This is a genomic window from Planktothricoides raciborskii GIHE-MW2 (genome assembly GCF_040564635.1).
Lineage (GTDB): Bacteria > Cyanobacteriota > Cyanobacteriia > Cyanobacteriales > Laspinemataceae > Planktothricoides > Planktothricoides raciborskii.
The window spans coordinates 1,915,743-1,936,266 of sequence record NZ_CP159837.1 but is presented as its reverse complement, the minus strand read 5'-3'; the positions used below and the strand labels follow the sequence as shown (position 1 = coordinate 1,936,266).

Below are 20,524 nucleotides of genomic sequence, written 5' to 3'. Positions count from 1 at the left end.
CACAGAGGCACAGAGAAACACAGAAAAACAACTTATCTCAGAATAAAGTAGCGATTTTTTTACAATAAACGGGGGCAAAAAATCTAAAATTAGTCCAATTTAATCGAAAAATAACCATCAAAAAAAACTTTAAATACCTATTGACAAATATAAAAAAATAGACAATAATAATAGTTATAAAGAGATGAAGGCGAATTGGGGCAAATGTAATACAAGCCCAAGCGATCGCCAGGGGCGCCCGGCCCGGAGTTGCCCTTCTTAACACCAACAAAAACATCAAGAAAGTTAAGAAATTTTAGGAGCCATCGAGTTCCTCTCCGGGTCAGGCAAATCCCTTTATCGCTTCACAACCGGAGAACCCTCTGGCGGGGGTTCTCCTGGGCATTTTTCGCTATTTTTTCACCACAAAGACACAAAGAACACAAAGGCGATCGCCCCGATTCTTCACTCTTCCAACCCCAACAACTGCAAGGTCTTGGTATCTCTTTGCCCGTGGTAAAATCGATCTAACAATTGCACAAACAGAGAATCCGCAGGTGATACTACGGCAAATAAAGTGGCACAGGAACGCAATTTAAGGTCATCGGGGGAGCCAAAAATTTTATCTGCCGATCGCCCGGTAATGCCTAAAACTGTTGTGGTACATTCAAGTAAGCGATCGCCTAATATCGGATGGGCTAAATAGGCTTTAGTTTCGTCTAGACTTTGGATGGCATATTTTTGTGACATAGCGCTAAAACCCAAGCCTCGATATTGGGGGAAGATGTACCATATCCAGTGCGATCGCTTCTGACCGGCTTTGAGTTCGGCTAAGGCGCGATCGTAGGTTGTAGCTTGTGCGTCCAGGAAACGTTTTAGATTGTACGGATCGCTGTTCATGTTAGGTCTTGCAGTGAGTTAGACGGCAGGGAATAACGCCGCACTGATTGATTATACTGTCACCCCGTCAGACTTGCTAAAGGAGAAGATTGGTGGTGGGGTAGAATTGCCATAGCGATCGCCTATCTCTTGCCTATTTCAAAATAAAATAGCGATTCCCTCTGATCCGTTGCCTATTTTTTTCACCACAAAGACACAAAGGACACAAAGATAAAACTTATCAGAAAATAAAATAGCGATTTTCTCCGGGACGCTGCGCGATCGCCTCTCAAACTCAGTTGATATACTTCTTCACAAATTCCGATGGGGTTAAAGATTCAAATTCTCCGGTTTGAGGAATGGCCATTATCTACCTTGGTGGTTTTTTGATTCACGCTCTTGAGATATTTCTCGTTTAATATCCTGGACTAGATTAATAATTTTTTCCTTTGAATCATAGCCTGCTTCGGTAAAAGCCTGTTTTAATTCTTGCTGCAATTCTTCGGCTGACATCAGATTTTTTCTTACTGGCAAATCGGTTTCTTCAAACAGAATAATTACTCGAACTGACCTCTGTGCAGTCCCTTCAATTGGTTGGTCTAAAGATAATTGACCGGATGGATCAATTTTTCCAGTAGTCGTAATTGCTTTCATATTTATAATTTTGCTGTTAGGTCTGATGAGGAGTTATCAAGCGGATTATATCACTCATTTTCATAAGGTCATAGATCGCCCATCCGTTGCCTATTTGAAAATAAAATAGCGATTCCCTCCGGGACGTTGCCTATTTTTTTCACCACAAAGACACAAAGAAACACAAAGAGAAAAATTATCGGAAAATAAAATAGCGATCGCCCATCCGCTGCCTATTTGAAAATAAAATAGCGCTCGCCTCAACAAAAATTATCAGTCAAAAAAAATGGGGTTATAAAAGCTTTATTTGCCTGTTCTTGTACCTCTTCGGGAAGCTGAATTAATTTCTTCCGAAAAGTTTTCGTCATACTTGAATTCATGGTTTTGGAGGAAAAACATCATCAATTGAATCAATGTCACCAGCGGCAATTTCTTGATGTACCATTTCCGCGATTCGATCCCATTGCTCATCTGTGGTAGCTTGAAATCGAGATTTCCATGCTTCCTCGTCTTCTAGGGCGTGTCATCAATTGGAAGACTTGACAAAAAGCAGGAGAAATGCAGAGGTAGAAGCAGAAAACTTTTTAGATCATCAGGTGAATTATGCGCCGTTACGCTCTCAGAGACGACCAATGGGAAAAAATTGAGCCTCTGCTTCCGGGCAGAAAAGGACATGTCGGAGTTACGGCCAAAGATAATCGTCTCTTTGTTGAAGCAGTTCTCTATCGCTATCGTGCCGGTATTCCTTGGCGTGATTTACCCGACAGATTTGGTGATTTTAGGGTGATTCACACTCGATTTAGTCGTTGGTGTCGTTCTGGGGTGTGGGAGAATATCTTCGAGTTACTGGCAGAAGATGCGGATGATGAATATGCCATGATTGATAGTACGATTGTGCGAGCCCATCAACACAGTGCCGGGGCGGAAAAAAAGGGGGAGAAGACCAAGCCATTGGACGTAGCAAAGGGGGGTTGAGCACTAAGATTCATGCCACTTGTGATGCACTGGGGAATCCGACCGGATTTCATTTAACTGCGGGGCAAGCCCATGACTTAGAGGGAGCGGATGTCTTGTTACCAGAGATAGAAGCGGAGGCAGTTTTAGCAGACAAAGCATATGATGCAGATGAGCGAGTTCGAAAGCGATATCTTCCGCCAAAAAATGTGAGGCGGTGATTCCCTCAAAAGGGAATCGCACAGTCTCTTACCCATATGACAAAGAGCTTTATAAAGCCCGTCATTTAATTGAGAACTTTTTTGCCCGTCTGAAGCAATATAGAGCGATTGCAACTCGTTATGATAAGACTGCTCGTAATTTTTTAGGAGCAATTTATCTCATCGCTTCTGTCATTTGGCTTAATTGATGACACGCCCTAGTTCAGCCAGCCAACGACTGGCAATGGTATTTTGTTCATCTATGGGAAGTTTCTCGATTTGGGCGGTAAGCGAAGCCATGCCCGAAGGGCGATCGCTTTTTGAAGTAACTCAGTCATATTTGATTCAAACCTTAAATCATGGTGGGTTACAGATTATTCTCATTTTACCATTGCTCAAAAAAAGCTAACTTACCTCATCTTTCCTCTATTTGAAAATAAAATAGCGATTCCCTCCGGGACGCTGTGCGATCGCCTCTTATCCTCACGCTGATCCGTTGCCTATTTTTTTCACCACAAAGACACAAAGGACACAAAGGCGCCCATCCGTTGCCAACCAACAACCAACAATCAACAATCAACAACGATCCGTTGCTTATCGGAAAATAAAATAGCGATCGCTTTCTCCCTACACTTCCGACACTAAATATAGGCAATGATCTAAAATTAAATAAGTTATTTTACAGGATTTAAGCCTTTGTGCGAAAGAAGAGAGTGAAAAGGAGGCTTGCTATCTCTATCTTTAAAATATCTCCATGTCATTACCCATCCTCCGATCAATATTCCGATGCTCATCATCACTCCAAGAAATCCATCCAATATCTCACTCTCTAAGTCTACGTCCAACAGATACAGACTAAAGAAACCAACAAATACCAATGGAACTAATATAGAAACTAATAATATAGAAACTAATATATAGTACCCCACATAAAGAAACACATCATAACACAAAACCAAAAAAGAAGGCATCATACCACGAAAACACAAAAGTGCAGTGGTAGGAAGATACCCGTGGAGCAGATTATAAGAAGGGAATTGATTTTTATTCAAGGCAAGATACTCGTTACTCTTATTCATCCACACTCCTTGTTTACGCCAGCCAACGAAATCGCCAAAAACTTCCCAGATTTTCTTGTTATATTTTTTCGTTCCGCCCAGTTTTTCATAAATTCGGGCTTGAACAGAAAAGCCAAAGTGACCGTTTGAATATTCTACCCACAGATGATCGATAGTGCTTAAATCTTTAGCGGGAAAATTCTCAATGTCTTTACGTCGGATAAATGGTAAAGACTTTCGATTCATTACTTCCAGCATCTTTTTAGCGGTTTCTTCGTCTGCTTCTTGCCATTTTCCCTCTGCCAAGAGGTCGCGTAGATGAGTATAGTCAATGCCCTTATCACTTTCGAGAACCACATTCCGATTATGTTTTGCAGACCTTGGGGGATTGAGTGCCGCTAAAACTTCCTCGGCTGATTTATAGCGCTGATCGAGACTTCGTTGCAGCATTTTATCGAGAATTTGAGCCAGTTCATCACTGATGGCTTCAGGTAAACGATCGCGCCACAGCCATTTGTCTTCATAGGCATCAAACAAGTCACGAGGATTAACCCCAGTTAACAAGTGAATGCAGGTGGATCCTAAACCGTAGATATCGCTGGCAAATGTAGCTTTTCCTAAAGACTGTTCAGGAGACTGATAACCCGGTGAACCGATCGCGGTTCCCACAGACAAAGATGGATCGGTCACGAATTTAGCCGCCCCAAAGTCCACTAAAACCAAAGCCCGATCGCTATTTCTACGAATAATATTTTCTGGCTTGATATCTCGGTGAATCACTTGTTTTTCGTGACAAAATTGCAGCACTGGTAACAAATCAGCCAGTAGTTCTTTGATTTGCTCTTCTGTGAAGACGTTTCGCTCAAGTTCCTTTTGTATGTTTTCCCCGTCGATAAACTCCTGGACTAAATATTGGCGTCCTTCTTGAGTAAAATAAGCAAACAGTTCGGGAATTTGAGGATGGGAACCCAAAGTCTCTAATCTTTTTGCCTCAAAATTGAATAATTCAGCGGCTTTTTCTTGGTTAGCGGTGCCTTGAACTTGGGGTAAAAACTGCTTAATCACACAAAAAGGTTTGGATGGCTTGTCTTCATCACAAGCTTTAAAAGTGCGACCAAAGCCGCCTTCTCCAATCATAGATAGAGCACGATAGCGATCGCGCAGGAGCAATTTCCCGCCACACTTTTCACAAAACTGATTCTCTGCCCGGTTTTGCTTCAGGCAATTAGGATTAAGGCATTGAGTCATCATATTGGCGTTGATATTTCTTTAAACTTGGGGCGATGGATCGCGATCGCCGGAATCAGAAGCCGATCAACCACCAAGCCCCCCATAATTATAGAGCGATTCAATCCGATATATGACATTGCAACAGCCATCTGTCATAGCTAATCCTGACGCTAATTCGTTGCTTATCCTTATCCGTTGCCTATTTTTTTCACCACAAAGACACAAAGAACACAAAGTCGCCCATTCGTTACCAATCAACAACCAACAACCAACAACCAACAATCAACAACCAACAACCAACAACGATTACCGGAATGTAACCTAGACTACCTTTCCTCATTTCTAACTCATAGTCAAATCACCGCGAAACCCAGACAAGACCAGACCCATAGCAGAAGTCCCACCCCTAAAAATGTGAAACGAGGCACAAAACCTGATAAATTTACCGAGTATCGGCAAGCAAAATTTATCAATTTATGAAAGTTTTAGTCATTGGTGGTGACGGTTACTGCGGTTGGGCAACCGCCCTCTACCTTTCCAACCGAGGTTATGAAGTAGGCATATTAGATAGTTTGGTGCGTCGGCACTGGGATTTGCAACTGGGTGCGGAAACCCTGACCCCGATCGCCCCCATCCAACACCGGATCCAACGGTGGCATGACCTGACCGGCAAACATATCGATCTGTTTATTGGGGACATCACCAACTACGATTTCCTAATCAAATCCCTGATCAAGTTTGAACCAGAGGCGATCGTTCACTTTGGGGAACAGCGATCGGCTCCCTTCTCCATGATCGATAGAGAACACGCGGTACTCACCCAGACAAATAATGTGGTGGGAAATCTGAATATTCTCTATGCCATCAAAGAACATTTCCCCGACTGCCACCTAGTCAAACTGGGGACAATGGGCGAATATGGCACGCCTAATATTGATATTGAAGAAGGCTATATCACCATTGAACATAATGGCCGCAAAGATACCCTGCCCTATCCCAAACAACCGGGTAGTTTCTATCACTTAAGTAAAGTCCACGACAGCCATAACATTCACTTTGCTTGTAAGGTTTGGGGTCTGCGGGCTACCGACTTAAATCAGGGCGTCGTTTATGGCGTTCTGACCGATGAAACTGGCATGGATGAAATGCTAATTAACCGTCTAGACTACGATGGCGTATTTGGGACGGCGTTAAATCGTTTCTGCATCCAAGCGGCAGTGGGACATCCCCTAACCGTCTACGGTAGTGGCGGACAAACGCGGGCTTTCTTGGACATTCGGGATACGGTGCGTTGTATTGAATTAGCATTAGGAAATCCCGCCGAACGGGGTGTATTTAGCCACCCAGCCGCACCCGGTGAATTCAGAGTCTTTAACCAATTCACGGAAATGTTCAGTGTCAAAGACTTGGCCATGAAAGTGAAACAAGCAGGGGTATCTTTGGGACTAGATGTAGAAGTTCATAACATTGATAACCCACGGGTAGAAAAAGAGGAACATTACTTTAAAGCCAAAAACACAAATTTACTCGATTTGGGCTTAAAGCCTCACTATCTCTCGGATTCGCTGATTGATTCGCTGCTGAAATTCGCGATTAAGTACAAAGATCGCGTGGATCAAAAACATATTCTGCCCAAAGTTTCTTGGCGGCGCTAACATGAATCAGGGAAAATTAATCAGGGAAAATCGCTCAATTTTCCCTGATTAATCTTGCCAGAAAACGGTTATTTTCTGAAGCCAACATAATAAATAACATAATAAATATTATGGCTTCAGACAAACCGCAAAAAATATGTAGTTAATTTTTCTCGTTCAAAGAATCAAAAGGATTACCACGCAGTCAACGAGAAAAATTAACTTTAGTCCAAGATTAGCGCCGAATATCAGCAATAAATTATCCCAGGCAATATTCACAGCAGCAATATTCACAGCAGCAATATTCACAGCAGCAATATTAAAGACGCAACCCCATGCGAATCGCTCTTTTTACGGAAACTTTTCTACCTAAGATTGATGGGATTGTCACCCGTCTTTGTCAGACGATCGATCATCTCCAAAGATTTGGCGATCGCGTCTTAATCATCTCACCGGATTATGGCATTCAAGACTACAAAGGCTCCCAAGTCTATGGAGTCAGTGGTTTTCCCTTACCCATGTACCCAGAATTAAAACTGGCGCCCCCGAATCCTTCCATTCGTCCAGTGTTGGAAAAATTCCAGCCGGATTTAATCCATGTAGTCAATCCGGCAATTTTGGGTCTAGGGGGCTTGTATTACGCCAAAACCATGAAAATTCCCCTGGTGGCGTCATACCATACCCATTTACCCCAGTATTTGCAACATTATGGCCTGGGTATCCTGGAACCCTTGTTGTGGGAATTGCTCAAAAGCGCCCACAATCAAGCGGATCTGAATCTCTGTACTTCCACGGCAATGGTCAAAGAATTGCGATCGCACGGCATTGAAAGAGTCGATTTATGGCAACGGGGAGTAGATACCGAACTATTTCAACCGGAATTAGCCAGTCCAGAAATGCGCGATCGCCTCAGCCAAGGCCACCCAGAAAGTCCTCTACTATTATATGTAGGTCGTCTCGGTGCCGAAAAAGAAATCGATCGCATCAAACCCATCCTAGCGGCCATTCCCGATGCTCGTTTAGCCCTAGTCGGTGATGGCCCAAACCGCCAACAACTGCAAGAACATTTTGCCGGAACGCCCACTAACTTTGTCGGCTACCTGCGGGGTAAAGAACTTGCCAGCGCCTTTGCCTCTGCGGATGCCTTCATCTTTCCCTCCCGTACCGAAACCTTGGGCTTAGTCCTACTCGAAGCAATGGCTGCCGGTTGTCCCGTAGTAGCTGCCGCCAGAGGGGGCATTTTGGATATTGTCACCGATGGCGTGAACGGCTATTTATTTGACCCGGAAGCGGAAGACGGGGCAATTCTGGCCACCCAAAGGTTATTAGCCAACCAAAAAGAACGAGAAACCCTGCGTCAAAATGCCCGCCAGGAAGCGGAACGGTGGGGCTGGTCAGCGGCAACTGCCCAACTCCGTCGGTACTATCAATCGGTGATGGCTGTTGAATCATTGCCGAATGCGGCATAACTTCCCGATCCAGCGATCGGCAATAAAACCAGAAACCGGGTTTCTGCTGTGAAGTCCAGAGTTAACTGTTTCTTACAAAAAAGAAACCCGGTTTCTGAATGTTGCCAAGTTTCTACTGCCCACAGCCTAGACCCTACATCATCTAAGCTATGCTGGATAATAAAAATACCTCGGATACTTCCCCATGACCTTTTCTAATGCTGGTAGTGTTTTAGCTAGGCTGACGCAAGTGAATCAAACCGGCGTTCTGGCTAATTTAGTCAAAAAACTGCCAGTGGGAGAATTTGTCTGTCTGCTGGATTTTATTACCGCAGAATTTCAGCAATATCTCAGAGCACTGGATTTGATTGAGAATGAATCCCTAGAAAATATCCTGGAGCAAATTTTAGATGCGTTAACTCTAAAAATTGGCCAAATCCTGAAAGCGGAAAAAACTACAATTTTCTTAGTAGATGACCAAAGACGGAAACTTTGGTCAAAAATTACCGATAATGAAACTGGGCAAACCATAGAAATCAGTAAGCCAATCAATATTGGCATCTTGGGTTATGTGGCCAAAACTGGCAAAGGTGTCAATATTAGCGATGCTTACAATCATCCTTTATTTAATGCAGAAGTCGATGAAGCCCTAGGAACTACGGCGGAAAATTTGCTATGTATGCCAATTTTTAGTCGGAAAGACGAGACGAATGCTTTGGCGGTGGTGCAACTTTTAAACAGAACCGATCGCCTACCTTTTGACGACCGGGACGAGGAAGAATTCCGGGAATTTGCTCAGGCGATCGGGATTATTCTCGATAGTTGCCAATCTTTTTATATGGCAGCGAGAAATCAAAGGGGAGTAAATGCCCTGGTGAAAGCCACCACAACCTTGGGGCAAAGTCTAGATTTAGAAACCACTTTACGCGCTGTGATGGATCAAGCCAAAGATTTAATGCAAGCCGATCGCAGCACCTTATTTTTACTCAGTAAAGAAACCAACGAACTTTGGACAAAAGTAGCCAAAGCCGATGGCAAAACCATGATGGAAATCCGCATTCCTGCCGATAAAGGAATTGCTGGATATGTAGCATCTACCGGCCAAACTTTGAATATTCCCAATGCTTATCAAGACCCGCGTTTCGATCCGAGTACCGATGAACGGACTGGATATAAAACCCGGAATATTCTTTGTATGGCGGTCTTTAATGCCCAAGGCAACTTGATTGGGGTAACTCAACTAATTAATAAAATTAAAGGCAATTTTACCACTGCCGATGAAGCGTTTTTAAGAGCTTTTAATGCTCAAGCAGGCATGGCCTTAGAAAATGCTCAGTTATTTGAAAGTGTGATGGTAGAAAAGCAGTATCAAAAAGATATTTTAGAAAGTCTTTCTGATGCGGTTATTTCTACGGATATGCTGGGAATAATCGTGACGATTAATGAAGCCGCGATCGCCTTGTTGGGGTGTCCGACTAAGGGAGAACAGGGAAAAGAACAGTTACTAATTTGGCAGCAAAAATTAATCGGGCGCTTACTGTGGGAAGTAGTACCCATTGAAAACTTACGCTGGCGTTTAGAAGATAGTTTAAAAAATGCCGCCAAACATTATGTCCCAGAGCAAAGTTTAACCGTGGGATTATATATAGAATCCAGAGAACAAATTTTTCATACCAGAGATATTTGTGAACGGTATAGTTTAGCAATTAGCGATCGCATAAATCCTGAAGTTTATCTCCTCTGGAATGAATCCTCAGAATTCGTACATCAACCCAGAATTGATGCCAGTCAAATTGAAAAAATCGAACGCAGTATTAATCTAACCGTTAACCCGTTAACCAACCCGGAAGGGGGAGTGCGCGGGGGCTTAGTGGTACTAGAAGATATCAGTCAAGAAAAAAGAATGAAAACCACCATGTATCGTTACATGACCCCTGGAGTTGCGGAAAGAGTAATGGCTTTGGGTGAAGATGCTTTGATGGTCGGGGAACGCAAAGAAGTGACTATTTTATTTTCTGATATTCGCGGTTATACCACCCTGACGGAAAACTTTGAAGCGTCTCAAGTGGTTTCTTTATTAAACCAATATTTTGAAACAATGGTGGAGGCGGTGTTTAATTATGATGGCACCTTAGATAAATTTATTGGTGATGCTTTAATGGCGGTATTTGGGGCACCTTTACCGATCCAAGATCATGCCTGGAAAGCGGTGCAGTCTGCCTTGGATATGCGATCGCGCCTCAAGGAATTTAACGATCGCCAAACCGAGCATAAAATTGCCATTGGCATTGGCATTAGTTCCGGGGAAGTAGTTTCGGGAAATATTGGCTCCCAAAAACGCATGGACTATACAGTAATTGGCGATGGAGTTAACCTAAGTTCTCGCTTAGAAAGCATCACCAAACAATACCATTGTGATATTATTTTAAGTGAATTCACTTATCAATTATGCCGCGATCGCATTAGAGTCAGGGAATTAGATAAAATTCGGGTAAAAGGCAAAAAACAAGCGGTCAGCATCTATGAACTAATTGGATTAGCCAGCCATCCTTTAGCACCAGAAATGACAGAATTTCTGGAAATTTATGCCCAGGGGCGTAATGCCTATATGAATCGCAATTTTCAGCAAGCCTTAGAACTATTCCAAAAAGCTCAAGGATTGCAAGAACAAGACCGAGCGGTAAGCTTACATATTCAGCGATCGCTCAATTATATTCAATTACCCCCGCCGGATTCTTGGGATGGGGTGCATACCATGACAACTAAATAATCATAAATTGCTCTAAAAATCAAGATATTTAATCAAATTTTATTAGCGACAAACCGAGGATCGGCTGAATTCCCAGATATATGCCCAGATATATGCCCAGATATATGCGGTGACGCTTTTACTAAAGCAAAATTCAAGAACTCATGGCAAAAAAAATTCAGAACCGATCAAAATTTGCCCTGGTTATGGCAGAATACAGGCGAGATCCATTATTTAGGGACAAAAACCTAACCTTGTCTTATGGCCGATATGCAAAAACTTTACGAAGGTAAAGCCAAAATTATTTATTCTACCGAAGATCCAGAAATTTTGCTGACACACTTTAAAGATGATGCCACCGCATTTAATGCCCTGAAACGTGGCACCATCATCGGCAAAGGTGAAATCAACTGTCGAATGAGCACCGAACTGTTTCAACTGCTGGAAGCGAAAGGCATTCCCACCCACTGGATTGACCAACCCGCCCCGAACCAAATGCGGGTGCGACGGGTGAAAATTGTCCCCGTGGAAGTGGTAGTGCGGAACATTGCCGCTGGTAGCCTTTGCAAGCAAACGGGTTTGCCCTTGGGTACGGTCTTGAAACATCCTTTGGTGGAATTCTTCTATAAGAATGATGAATTAGGAGATCCCCTGTTAACCCGCGATCGGCTTCTATTATTAGAACTGGCAACACCAGAAGAACTCGATCAACTCAAAACAATGACTTTACAAATCAATGAAATACTCACGGAATTTTTCCACCAGTGTGGCATTACCCTAGTGGATTTCAAACTTGAATTTGGTATAGATGTCAACGGCAAACTGTTGCTGGCTGATGAAATCAGTCCCGATACTTGCCGACTTTGGGATGAAGGGGAAACGGATCAAACCAAACGCATCATGGATAAAGACCGATTTCGCCAAGATTTAGGCCAAGTAGAATCGGCTTATCAAAAAGTGCTAGAACGAGTTTTAAACAGTAAAACTCAAGGGTAAAACCGCAAACATTCATCCGGACAACTTAAACAGAAAGCCGAAATAGGTGAATAACCTAAAATCACTTTTAAGTTGTCATGTTCAGTGCCAAAAGTCCTTAATTAAAGTGCTTAATTTTGGCTAATTATGAGCTTAATTATCGCTTTTGGCGTTTTGGCTTAGTTTTGGCTTCAGTTTGGTCAATTTTTGGCTTAGTTTTGGCTTAGTTTTAGCTTAATTTTAGCTTAATTTTAAATGGTGTGAAGGTGTCGGAAAATAAAACAATGCGCTTATCTACGCTGTTGGGAGCCGTATTCACTGCCTCAACAATTTTGAGTGTTCAGCACCCTGCTAAGGGTGAAACCTCAAACCCAACCGTTAATTCGGATAACTCCTTGGTCAGCCCGGTTGAGCAGACCGACCACCACAAAACAGTGGATTCAGCCTTGGGAGAACGATCAAAGGATTCCTCGATCGGTTCTCAGGAGCCGCCGCAGACCGAGGAGTTTGCTCCCATCAGTCTCTCAGTTTTCCCTCCAAGTAGTTTAAATTCTGTAGAGTCATCGTCATCCCTGGCTGTGAATTCTGGCAATGACTTATTGTTCAAGACTGAGTTCTCAGCCGTTGAGCCATTTCTGGGGGCTATCCCTGAGATTTCCCTAGAGATGAATCCGTTGCCCTTGGTGGGGCAAGCGAATCCAGAAACTGGTTTTTCTTTGGCAGAAAACCAGACCATATCTGCCACTAAGTTGTTGGCTCAAGAAACTTCGCCCCAGTCCACTCCGGCAAGTGAACCGGCAGAGAATGAGTCCACAACCCCAGCCGAAGCAACTCCCGCAGGGGCAACCCCAGCCGAAGCAACCCCAGCCGAAGCAACTCCCGCACCGGCAACTCCCGCAGGGGCAACCCCAGCCGAAGCAACTCCCGCACCGGCAACTCCACAAGCGGAACCCTTCTCTCCCGGTGGAACACAACAGCCCGGGCAGCCACAGCCTACGCCGACCAACCCTAGGCAAACCAATCCTAGGACTCCCACGCCAGTATCTCCAGGGAATCAGCCGGATGTATTGGTGGCAGAGGTGGCAGTGAGTGGGGTATCTGGAGAACTGGAAGATGAGATTTATCGGGTAATTTCTTTAAGACCGGGACGAACCACCACGCGATCGCAACTCCAAGAAGACATTAACGCGATTTTTGCCACGGGATATTTCTCCAAAGTGCGAGCGGAACCCGAAGATACCCCTCTCGGTGTCCGAGTCACCTTTGTCGTAGAAGCCAACCCCGTGCTGACGAGGGTAGAAGTAACCGGCAATAGCGTACTGCCCCAGAGTGAAATATCCGCCGCATTTGAAAATCAGTACGGCAAAATCATTAACTTTCGGGACTTACAACAAGGAATCCAACGATTAAATAATTGGTATCAACAAAATGGCTACATTTTGGCTCAAGTGATTGATGCCCCGGAAGTCAGTCCTGATGGCTTGGTGACATTAGAAGTAGCCGAAGGAACCATTGAAAGTATCGAGATTCGGTTCTTGAATAAAGATGGCGAGGCCGTCGATGAAAATGGTGAACCGATTAAAGGTCGCACCAAAGAATACATCATCACCAGAGAACTCGGACTGGAACCGGGCGGGGTGTTTAACCGATCGCTCGTAGAAAGAGACTTGCAGCGGGTCTTTGGTTTAGGCATCTTTGAGGACGTGCAACTGTCTCTGAATCCCGGTACAGACCCCCGGAAGGTGGTCGTAGTAGTGAATGTGATTGAAAAAAATACTGGCTCGATCGCCGCTGGTGCCGGGGTCAGTTCCGCCAGTGGCTTATTTGGCACCGTCAGCTATCAAGAACAAAACCTGTTTGGCCGCAACCAGAAATTTGGCGCGGAAGTCCAAGTGGGTGAGCGAGCCCTGTTGTACGACATCAGCTTCACCGATCCTTGGATTGCGGGTACGGAAAGGCTTTCTTATACAGTGAATGCTTTTCGGCGTCGTTCCATTTCTTTAATTTTCGATGGCGGCGAAAACGAAGTCACCTTGGAAAATGGCGATCGCCCCAGATTACTGCGACTCGGCGGTGGCGTCAGCTTTTTCCGTCCTTTAGCTCGCAACTGGCGGGGTTCTCTGGGATTGCAATATCAACGAGTCAGTGTTAGAGACGGGGATGGGGATATTACCCCCCGCGATGAACTGGGCAACCTACTCAGCTTTAACGAAGACGGGCAAGATGACCTGATCACCTTCGAGTTGGGAACAGTTTATGATGGCCGCAATAGCGCCCAACAACCGACACAAGGGTCGGTCTTGCGTCTGAGCAGCGAGCAATCAATTCCCGTGGGCAGCGGCAGTATTTTCTTAAATCGCCTCCGAGGTAGCGTCAGTCATTATGTTCCAGTAAATTTAATTCGCTTCTCCCAAGGCCCACAAACCTTTGCGGTGAATTTCCAAGCGGGAACGGTAATTGGAGACTTACCCCCTTATGAAGCCTTTTCTCTCGGCGGCAGCAGTACCGTGCGCGGATACGGGGAAGGCGAACTGGGTACTGGTCGGAGTTACGTTCAAGCCACCGCTGAATATCGTTTTCCGGTTTATTCATTAGTTGGCGGAGCGTTATTTTTTGATGTGGGTTCTGACTTGGGAACCGGCAGTGAAGTGGACGGCGACCCCGCAGGAGTCCGGGGTAAGCCCGGTGAAGGGTTTGGCTATGGTCTGGGAATTCGCGTCCAGTCTCCCCTAGGGGCAATTAGAGTTGATTACGGTTTCAATGATGAGGGTGATAGTCGTTTCCACTTTGGCATTGGAGAGAAATTCTAATGTATGAATTAAAAAGAGGGAAAAAGTCTGGGCAGGGCGGGAAGGCAATATTCTCCGTTCCCTATTCCCCGTTCCCTGTTCCCCAAATGACTTTGGCCGCAGGGTTTGAACTGTCTGGGGTGGGTTTACATACAGGGAATTTCACCACGGTCAAAGTGCTGCCTGCCCAGAAATCATCCCTTGCGGACTCCTGGCGTTACTTTGTCCGGGTTGATTTGCCGGGAAAACCCGCGATCGCCACTCATGTAGATGCAGTCCATCAAACCACCCTTTCTACGGAGTTAGCCAGTGGTGAGGCTAGGGTGAGAACCGTAGAACATCTCCTCGCAGCCTTAGCGGGAATGGGGGTTAGCCACGCCAGAATTGAAATTGATGGCCCGGAAGTGCCGCTGTTAGATGGGTCAGCCCTACCTTGGGCGCAAGAAATTCTCCGGGTGGGACTGGTGCCCGCCACCCAGTTCAAAACTCCACAAGACCCAACCAACTCCCTGACCCTGCCCAAAAATCCCCTGCCCAAAAAGCTTAAGACTCCGGTATGGGTGCGCCAAAATGATGCCTTTGTCGCCGCGTTACCAGCGGATGAACTGCGCTTTAGTTATGCGATCGATTTTGATTTACCGGCGATCGGTCGGCAGTGGTATAGTTGGTCGCCAGATCGCGCCAGGGGGCAGGAGGGATTTCGCGAAAGCTTTATGGCAGAAATTGCCCCCGCTCGGACTTTTGGGTTAGCCCACCAAATTGACCAACTGCGAGCCGCCGGTTTAATTAAAGGTGGCAGCTTAGAAAATGCCCTGGTTTGCAGCCCATCTGGTTGGCTAAATCCGCCCTTGCGGTTTGCAAATGAACCAGTCCGTCATAAAATTCTAGACTTAGTGGGAGATTTGAGCTTGCTGGGCAGCTTTCCCGTAGCTCATTTTGTGGCCTATAAAGCCAGCCATCACCTACATATCAAACTTACTCGCTTACTTAGTAAAGCTTGATTTAAGCTTATGTCTAAAACAATTGAGCAGCAAACCACTGCTCGTGAGACAACGGATCTGGGTGAAAAAAAATTGTCTGAAGATATTGCTAGAGAAACTGTCTGCTTTAATGTGGAAGAAATCCACAAGTTGCTCCCTCATCGTTATCCTTTTGCCCTAGTGGATCGAATCATTCAATATGTCCCTGGGGAATTGGCGGTGGGAATGAAAAATGTCACTTTTAATGAGCCGCATTTTCAAGGACATTTTCCCGGAAAACCCATTATGCCTGGGGTGTTAATTGTCGAGGCAATGGCTCAAGTGGGGGGAATTGTTCTGAGTCAACATCCTGAATTACCTCATGGGAAAATTTGGTTGTTTGCTGGAATTGATGAGGTGCGCTTTCGGCGTCCGGTGGTGCCGGGAGATCAGTTGAAAATGACCACAAAACTGCTGGTGGTAAAGCGCAAGCGGGTCGCCAAAATGGAGGCGATCGCCTTAGTCGATGGCCAGAAAGTTTGCGAAGGAACTCTGATGTTTTCCTTGGCGGACTGACCTCCGCATTGGCAAAAAAATAGCATATTTGTTGTTTGTTCTTTGTTGTTTGTTCTTTGTTGTTTGTTCTTTGTTGTTTGTTCTTTGTTGTTTGTTCTTTGTTCATCAACCAAAGAATCCCTACCCAAAGAATCCCTACCCAAAGAATCCCTACCCAACAACAAACAACAAACAACCAACAACTTTGTTAATAATTAATATGATTCATACAACAGCAAGTATTCACCCGGAAGCCGAGTTAGATCCAACGGTAGAAGTTGGCCCGTTTTGTGTGATTGGGAAAAACGTAAAAATTGGCAAAAACACCAAAATTTATAGCCATGTGGTGATTGATGGCCATACAGAAATTGGCGAAGACAATCGGATTTTTCCCGGTGCCGCGATCGGCACCGAACCTCAAGATTTAAAATATAAAGGAGCGATCAGTTTTACCAAGATTGGCAATGGCAATACGATCAGAGAATATGTGACAATTAATCGAGCCACAGGGGAGGGAGAAAGCACAACCATTGGCGATCATAACCTGCTGATGGCTTATGCCCATGTAGCCCATAATTGCGCGATCGAAAACCATGTAGTCATGGCCAATTCGGTGAATATGGCTGGTCATGTTCACATTGAATCACGAGCGGTGATTGGTGGGGTGACAGGAATTCATCAGTTTGTGCATATTGGCCAACTGGCTATGATTGCCGGATGCAGTCGCATTATCAATGATATTCCTCCTTATATGTTAGTAGAAGGATCGCCATCGCGAGTTCGCGTCCTGAATACCGTGGGGCTGAAACGGGCAGGAATTAGCGCGGAAGAAAGTCAATCTTTGAAAAAAGCTTTTCGGATTTTGTATCGCTCTGGATTGTCTTTAAAAGAGGCATTAGAACAGTTAAATTTAATTCCAGAAAATCCATATTTAACCCATTTATCTGACTTTATCACCCAGTCATTAACAGAGGATAGACGCGGACTGACTCCTGGAAAGTTTGAGAATAAGATTAAAAATATTTAATGAAACCGAAACCAGAAAATGAAGCCAGCATAACTGCGAAAAAGAACCGATCCAAGCGCATTTTTATTAGCACTGGGGAAGTGTCCGGTGATTTGCAAGGTTCTTTACTCATTGAGGCATTAAACCGTCAATTTTTAGCCCCAGGCAAAGATTTAGAAGTTAAAGATTTAGAATCTAAAGATTTAGAATCTAAAGATTTAGAATCTAAAGATTTAGAAATTTTTGCCCTGGGGGGCGATCGCATGGCCGCAGCCGGGGCAACTATTTGGGCGAATACAACCGCCATTGGTTCTGTAGGCATTCTGGAATCTTTGCCTTATATTTTGCCCACCCTAAAACTGCAAGCAAAAATCTACCAATATCTGCAACAAAATACCCCGGATTTAGTGATTTTGATTGATTATGTCGGGCCAAATTTAAGGCTGGGTAATTATATTCGGCGGCATTTTCCCCAAGTGCCGATTGTTTATTATATTGCCCCCCAGGAATGGGTGTGGTCTTTTAATCACAAAAATACCAGCGAAATTGTTAGCATTTGCGATCGCCTCATCGCGATTTTTCCCGAAGAAGCTCGTTATTATCAAGCAAAAGGCGCCCATGTCACCTGGGTGGGTCATCCCTTAATTGACCAGATACAAGGGGCAGCCAACCGGGAACAAGCCCGCGCCGCTTTAGGGATTAATTCTTCCCAGCCAGTGATTGCCTTATTACCCGCTTCGCGACGGCAAGAAATTAAATATTTATTGCCAGTGATGTTGGCCGGGGCTCGGGCTATTCAAGAGCATTTACCCAACGTGCAATTTGTGATTCCTGTGTCCAACCAAATTTATCGCCAAGATATCGAAAAAGCGATCGCTTTATTTAAATTACCAGCCAAAATCTTGACAGGGGAAAACAATCACCTAGGCATCGCTGCCGCAGATTTGGCCATTACCAAATCAGGCACCGTCAACCTAGAAATTGCCTTGTTAAATGTCCCTCAAGTGGTGATTTATCGCCTCAACCCGATTAGCGCCTGGATTTTGGCCAAGCTGCTCAAATTCTCAATTCCGTTTATGTCTCCGGTAAATTTAGTTTTAATGAAATCAATTGTGCCGGAGTTACTTCAAGATCAAGTCACTCCCGCCAATATTGTCCGTGAATCTTTACCATTGCTTCAAAATACCCCCAAACGGCAACAAATCCTCCAGGATTATCAAACAATGCGTCAAGCCCTAGGAGAAATTGGCGCGTGCGATCGCGCTGCCCAATCAATTTTGGCAATTTTAGCCCAGGTTTAGCCCAGAAAAATAGCGGCTAAAAGCTGATTCAATTGGAATTGTCTAATGTCAAGTTTTTTAAACCTTTCTGGCGATCGCTCAAAATTTGCGAAAATCATGTTTCAATATGAAAGCAGTTCTAATTCCCCATATTAAAAGGGTCAAAACTGCTCTATGTTAGATCCATTAGCTCCAGTCGCATAAGTTTTAGCCAGTAAATTTTAGCCAGATCGCCAACTGTGTCATTTACTTCCCCATTTACTCAACCATTTGCTCACAATCTGTCCGGGCATCGGCATCGAACCCGACCGATCGCCGTGGATTTATTTGCCGGAGTTGGCGGATTTTCTCTGGGCATTGAACAAGCCGGATTTGACGTGGTAGCCGCCTTAGACATTGATCCCGTCCATGCAGCGGTCTATTCTTATAACTTTCCTCACACCACAGTTCTCTGTGCCGATGCGACCAAAGTTTCGGCAAAAGCAATTGAAAATGCGGCAATTAGGGGATGGATTTCTCATCCAGTGGAAATCTACCGTCACCGTCCGGTAAAACCGTGGCAGGGTGAAATTGACTTAGTGATTGGGGGGCCGCCAGCAGAGGGATTTTCTCAAACTAATAAGCGGGAATTACAAGACGAGCGAAATGATTTGGTCTTTGAGTTTAGTCGCTTAGTTCGCGAACTGCAACCGCGCTATTTTGTCATGGAAAATGTGACGAACTTATTGGATGCGCCTTACGATGACTTAAGAAAAAAATTATTAGAGGATTTAGCCGCTGGAGGTTATCACATTACCCAGCCGGTTCAAGAGATTAACGCTCGTAACTTTGGGGTGCCCCAAGACCGTAGCCGCTTATTTATCCTTGGCACCCGCATTGGTTATCCGTTGCTAGAATATCCTGAATTTTCTGCTAATGACCCAGACGCGATTCAAGTCACCGTCGGGGATGCGATCGCCGACCTGCCCAATGTCGATCGCTGGCATAAATTACTGGGAACCGATGAACTTCTCCTGACTCCAGAACAGTTGCTTGAATGCGAACAGCGCAGTTCCCAATATGCGCGATCGCTCCGAGGATTAATCCCCGACCCCCACAACTTGGGCTATCCCCGACAGTGGAATCCGCAAATGCTCACCGGCGCCATGCGTACCGTTCACACCGAAGCCTCAGCCAAGAGGTTCGCCACCACACCGATGGGCAAAGTTGAACCCCAAAGTCGGCTCCGTCGCCTCGATATCAATCATGTTTGTCCCCCCTTACGGGCGGGAACCGGCAACGATCGCGGGCGCCACACCTCTCCCCGACCAATTCATCCCAAGCATCCCCGGGTCATCTCCGTTAGAGAAGCCGCTCGCTTACATTCATTTCCCGACTGGTTTCGCTTCCACGCCACCAAATGGCATGGCTTTCGTCAAGTCGGCAATGCCCTACCCCCCTTATTGGCACGGGCGATCGGCGCCAAAGTCGTCCAAAACTTAGAATTACATCCCCTCACCCTACCCCCTGACTCTCCTGCTTTAGAATTAGGCGATCTGCGCTTACTCTGGATGAGTCCGTCAGAAGCCAGTGATTATTGGCAAAAAATTAATTAATGTTGTTAGTTGTTAGTTGTTAGTGCGATTCGTTCAGGCGGAAAGTCTAGGGATAAAACCCAAAACGTGCGTCTGGTGTAGGTTCTGACCTACATAACTCTGGGGGTGTACAGGATAGTCCTGTAGACAAAGATTCCCGGAGGGTTTTTCCTCCGAGGTCATAGACACCTCACCCCACGGTAAAGATTCACTATCTTTACTCGTGAAGCGGGTAGGAAAGCTGATCATCCCTAAGCAGATGGGAAAAATCAGCAAGTCAAGCGCTCATGGGCAGCGAGAGCGAATTCCCGGCTTGAACCCTCTCCAAACAAAAGTAGCGAAACTGCTTGTTACGCTGCGTCCAAAATGGCATAGGGAAAGGTGACGAATTTAACAAGTCAGTCACAAAGGAATCCCAGAAATACCTAGGGGGACAGGGAAGACCCTAAAAGCGCATTCAACCACCACTAGGGAACGAAGTAAACCCATATTTCTCTTACCAGTAATGGTAAGTAGCGATAGTGTGTAAGCGGATGAAATATTGGGAATGGGATGTGGCAAGAAAGCTCTTTTCCGCCGGTTTTGCCAGTGGATATGCAGACGTGCCACGGCTGTGAAGTTA

At 45.1% G+C, this 20,524-nt stretch carries 14 protein-coding genes and 1 pseudogene; 12 read left to right on the top strand and 3 right to left on the bottom strand.

What is annotated here, in order from left to right; all coding sequences use genetic code 11:
* Positions 1-444 precede the first annotated feature (444 nt).
* The gene (locus ABWT76_RS08155; RefSeq protein ID WP_054464525.1) at positions 445-879 is read right to left on the bottom strand and encodes a DUF1810 domain-containing protein; all 435 of its coding nucleotides are present in this window, start codon (positions 877-879) and stop codon (positions 445-447) included.
* 345 nt (positions 880-1,224) lie between these two features.
* Positions 1,225-1,512, bottom strand: coding sequence for a hypothetical protein (locus tag ABWT76_RS08150; RefSeq protein ID WP_054464524.1), 288 nt, complete (start codon positions 1,510-1,512; stop codon positions 1,225-1,227).
* Positions 1,513-2,094: 582 nt separating this feature from the next.
* Between ABWT76_RS08150 and ABWT76_RS08145 the strand changes: the two are divergent.
* Together ABWT76_RS08145 and ABWT76_RS08140 are read left to right on the top strand one after the other, a co-directional pair.
* A pseudogene (locus tag ABWT76_RS08145) lies at positions 2,095-2,854 on the top strand (IS5 family transposase).
* The gene (locus ABWT76_RS08140) at positions 2,854-3,054 is read left to right on the top strand and encodes a hypothetical protein (RefSeq protein ID WP_354635917.1); all 201 of its coding nucleotides are present in this window, start codon (positions 2,854-2,856) and stop codon (positions 3,052-3,054) included. Before ABWT76_RS08145 ends, ABWT76_RS08140 begins: the two are co-directional and overlap by 1 nt.
* A gap of 265 nt (positions 3,055-3,319) precedes the next feature.
* Here ABWT76_RS08140 and ABWT76_RS08135 read toward each other — a convergent pair whose 3' ends face one another.
* Positions 3,320-4,954 carry a serine/threonine-protein kinase gene (locus ABWT76_RS08135; protein WP_199317214.1) on the bottom strand — a complete coding sequence of 545 codons (1,635 nt, stop codon included), beginning with the start codon at positions 4,952-4,954 and terminating at the stop codon, positions 3,320-3,322.
* Between the two features lie 455 nt (positions 4,955-5,409).
* On the opposite strand from ABWT76_RS08135, the gene ABWT76_RS08130 reads away from it, so the two are divergent.
* The 10 genes from ABWT76_RS08130 (at position 5,410) to ABWT76_RS08085 (ending at position 19,923) form a co-directional block, all read left to right on the top strand.
* A complete protein-coding gene (locus ABWT76_RS08130; RefSeq protein WP_190876914.1) occupies positions 5,410-6,588 on the top strand; it encodes a UDP-sulfoquinovose synthase in 1,179 nt (392 codons plus the stop codon).
* Positions 6,589-6,902: 314 nt separating this feature from the next.
* Positions 6,903-8,036 carry a glycosyltransferase gene (locus tag ABWT76_RS08125; RefSeq protein WP_054464520.1) on the top strand — a complete coding sequence of 378 codons (1,134 nt, stop codon included), beginning with the start codon at positions 6,903-6,905 and terminating at the stop codon, positions 8,034-8,036.
* Between the two features lie 184 nt (positions 8,037-8,220).
* Positions 8,221-10,785, top strand: a complete 2,565-nt coding sequence (locus ABWT76_RS08120; protein ID WP_354635916.1) for a GAF domain-containing protein — start codon at positions 8,221-8,223, stop codon at positions 10,783-10,785.
* Positions 10,786-11,025: 240 nt separating this feature from the next.
* Positions 11,026-11,760: a phosphoribosylaminoimidazolesuccinocarboxamide synthase gene (gene purC / locus ABWT76_RS08115; RefSeq protein WP_354635915.1), complete on the top strand. Its 735-nt coding sequence runs from the start codon at positions 11,026-11,028 to the stop codon at positions 11,758-11,760.
* Between the two features lie 263 nt (positions 11,761-12,023).
* A complete protein-coding gene (locus ABWT76_RS08110; protein ID WP_354635914.1) occupies positions 12,024-14,549 on the top strand; it encodes a BamA/TamA family outer membrane protein in 2,526 nt (841 codons plus the stop codon).
* An 86-nt stretch (positions 14,550-14,635) separates the two neighbouring features.
* The gene (gene lpxC, locus ABWT76_RS08105; protein ID WP_054464690.1) at positions 14,636-15,529 is read left to right on the top strand and encodes a UDP-3-O-acyl-N-acetylglucosamine deacetylase; all 894 of its coding nucleotides are present in this window, start codon (positions 14,636-14,638) and stop codon (positions 15,527-15,529) included.
* Positions 15,530-15,538: 9 nt separating this feature from the next.
* Positions 15,539-16,063, top strand: a complete 525-nt coding sequence (gene fabZ, locus ABWT76_RS08100) for a 3-hydroxyacyl-ACP dehydratase FabZ (protein WP_082348712.1) — start codon at positions 15,539-15,541, stop codon at positions 16,061-16,063.
* Between the two features lie 199 nt (positions 16,064-16,262).
* A complete protein-coding gene (gene lpxA / locus ABWT76_RS08095) occupies positions 16,263-17,069 on the top strand; it encodes an acyl-ACP--UDP-N-acetylglucosamine O-acyltransferase (protein ID WP_190876910.1) in 807 nt (268 codons plus the stop codon).
* Entirely contained in the window at positions 17,069-18,349 is a 1,281-nt protein-coding gene (gene lpxB / locus ABWT76_RS08090) for a lipid-A-disaccharide synthase (RefSeq protein ID WP_054464517.1), read from the top strand. Before lpxA ends, lpxB begins: the two co-directional genes overlap by 1 nt.
* A gap of 218 nt (positions 18,350-18,567) precedes the next feature.
* A complete protein-coding gene (locus tag ABWT76_RS08085; RefSeq protein WP_072160619.1) occupies positions 18,568-19,923 on the top strand; it encodes a DNA cytosine methyltransferase in 1,356 nt (451 codons plus the stop codon).
* Positions 19,924-20,524: the final 601 nt, after the last annotated feature.